At 46.4% G+C, this 2,593-nt stretch carries 4 protein-coding genes and 1 pseudogene; all 5 read right to left on the reverse strand.

Features of this window, described 5'->3' with window-relative positions; genetic code table 11:
• Positions 1–706, reverse strand: a pseudogene (gene rplB / locus SKA34_RS20785) (50S ribosomal protein L2); the annotation flags it as partial.
• Between the two features lie 18 nt (positions 707–724).
• The gene (gene rplW, locus SKA34_RS20790) at positions 725–1,027 is read right to left on the reverse strand and encodes a 50S ribosomal protein L23 (protein ID WP_006647439.1); all 303 of its coding nucleotides are present in this window, start codon (positions 1,025–1,027) and stop codon (positions 725–727) included.
• Entirely contained in the window at positions 1,024–1,626 is a 603-nt protein-coding gene (rplD, locus tag SKA34_RS20795) for a 50S ribosomal protein L4 (protein ID WP_006647440.1), read from the reverse strand. The genes rplW and rplD overlap by 4 nt, the downstream gene beginning before the upstream one ends.
• 16 nt (positions 1,627–1,642) lie before the next feature.
• On the reverse strand, positions 1,643–2,272 hold the full coding sequence (gene rplC, locus SKA34_RS20800; protein WP_005370913.1) for a 50S ribosomal protein L3: 630 nt from the start codon (positions 2,270–2,272) through the stop codon (positions 1,643–1,645).
• Positions 2,273–2,286: 14 nt separating this feature from the next.
• On the reverse strand, positions 2,287–2,593 hold a 307-nt coding region (rpsJ, locus tag SKA34_RS20805), incomplete at its 5' end, for a 30S ribosomal protein S10 (RefSeq protein WP_006647441.1).

A 2,593-nucleotide genomic window follows, 5' to 3' on the forward strand; every position in this document is an offset into this window, starting at 1 on the left:
ACCACCACCGTGTGGGTGATCAACTGGGTTCATTACAACACCACGTACAGTTGGACGAACACCGCGCCCAGCGTGAAGCACCAGCTTTACCTAGCTCACGTAGCATGTGTTCTGCATTACCAACTTCACCTAGAGTCGCACGACCTTCAGCAAGAACTTTACGCATCTCACCAGAACGTAGACGTAGAGTCACATAAGTGCCTGCACGTGCAATGATCTGAGCGTATGCACCAGCTGAACGAGCCAGCTGAGCACCTTTACCAGGCTTAAGTTCAACACAGTGTACTGTTGAACCTACTGGGATGTTGCGCATTGGTAATGTGTTACCAACTTTAATAGCAGCATCTTGACCAGACTGGATAACATCACCAGCTTGGATACCTTTAGGTGCGATAATGTAGCGGCGCTCACCGTCTGCGTACAGAACTAGAGCAATGTTTGCGCTACGGTTTGGATCGTATTCTAGGCGCTCAACTTTCGCTGGGATGCCATCTTTAGTACGTTTGAAGTCGATTAGACGGTAATGTTGTTTATTACCACCACCGATGTGACGTACAGTGATACGACCGTTATTGTTACGACCACCAGTCTTAGAGTTTTTCTCTAGAAGTGGTGCGTACGGCTTACCCTTATGCAGGTCAGAGTTAACCACTTTAACTACGTGGCGACGACCTGGGGAAGTCGGCTTACATTTTACAATAGCCATTCTTCTTTGCTCCTAGCCTTACTCTGCACTACCAGCGAAGTCGATGTCTTGACCTTCTTTCAAGATAACATACGCTTTCTTCACGTCTGAACGACGGCCTTGGCGCATACCTTGACGTTTGGTCTTACCCTTAGTGATAAGAGTATTTACAGACTTAACTTCAACCTCGAACAGTTTTTCAACTGCTGCTTTGATCTCTTTCTTAGTTGCATTCAATGCTACTTTGAAAACGATAGTATTAGCGTTTTCTGCAGCCATTGATGCTTTTTCAGAAATGTGCGGAGCACGTAGAACTTTTAAAATACGCTCTTCAGTGATCATGCTAGCATCTCCTCAACTGCTTTAACTGCTGCTGCAGTCATTACAATTTTATCGAAAGCGATCAAGCTAACTGGATCGATTGCCGCTGCATCACGTACGTCTACTTTGTATAGGTTACGTGCTGCAAGGAATAGATTCTCATCTAACTCGCCAGTAACGATTAGTGCATCAGTTAGCTCAAGCTCTTTAAGCTTAGCTACTAGTGCTTTTGTCTTTGGTGCTTCTAGAGTGAAGTTATCAACAACGATTAAACGCTCTTGACGAACTAACTCAGAAAGAATGCTCTTCATAGCACCGCGGTACATTTTCTTGTTTACTTTTTGGCTGTGATCCTGAGGACGAGCAGCGAAAGTAACACCACCAGAACGCCATAGCGGACTGCGGATTGTACCTGCACGAGCGCGACCAGTACCTTTCTGGCGCCATGGCTTAGCGCCACCACCAGAAACGTCTGAACGAGTCTTCTGAGCACGTGTACCCTGACGAGCACCTGCTGCAAAAGCAACAACTACTTGGTGTACAAGCGCTTCATTGAAATCACGCCCAAAAGTAGTTTCGGAGACAGTTAGCGCGTCAGCGCCTTTGACTACCAATTCCATTACTAACTCCTCGACGTTACGCTTTAACAGCTGGTTTAACGATCACGTTGCCGCCTGTTGAGCCCGGTACTGCACCTTTAATAAGAAGCAGATTGCGCTCAGCGTCAACACGTACGATCTCTAGGTTTTGAGTCGTTACACGCTCAGCACCCATGTGACCAGCCATTTTCTTGCCTTTAAATACGCGACCTGGAGTTTGACATTGGCCAATTGAACCCGGTGCACGGTGAGACAAGGAGTTACCATGGGTCATATCTTGAGTACGGAAGTTCCAGCGCTTAACAGCACCTTGGAAACCCTTACCTTTAGATGTACCAGTAACGTCTACTTTTTTAATATCGTTGAATAGTTCAACATTTAGCTCAGCGCCAACTGCAAACTCTTCACTGTTTTCTAGACGGAATTCCCAAAGACCGCGACCAGCTTCAACACCTGCTTTAGCAAAGTGACCTGCTTCTGGCTTAGATACGCGGCTAGCTTTCTTAGTTCCAGCTGTTACTTGAATTGCGTTGTAACCGTCAGTTTCTACAGATTTAACCTGAGTAACGCGGTTGTTTTCAACTTCAACAACAGTAACTGGAATAGAAATGCCATCTTCGGTAAAGATGCGGGTCATGCCCACTTTACGACCGATTAGACCAATCATTCTCTTATCTCCCCTTAACCTAGGCTGATCTGTACGTCAACGCCAGCAGCTAGATCTAGACGCATAAGAGCATCAACAGTTTTGTCTGTAGGCTCAACGATGTCGATAAGGCGCTTGTGTGTACGAATTTCGTACTGGTCACGTGCGTCCTTATTAACGTGTGGAGAAATAAGAACAGTGAAGCGCTCTTTACGAGTAGGAAGAGGGATTGGACCCTTAACCTGCGCGCCAGTACGCTTAGCTGTTTCAACGATTTCCGCAGTTGACTGATCGATCAAACGGTGATCGAACGCCTTTAAGCGGATACGAATACGTTGGTTC

Source organism: Photobacterium sp. SKA34 (assembly GCF_000153325.1).
Lineage (GTDB): Bacteria > Pseudomonadota > Gammaproteobacteria > Enterobacterales > Vibrionaceae > Photobacterium.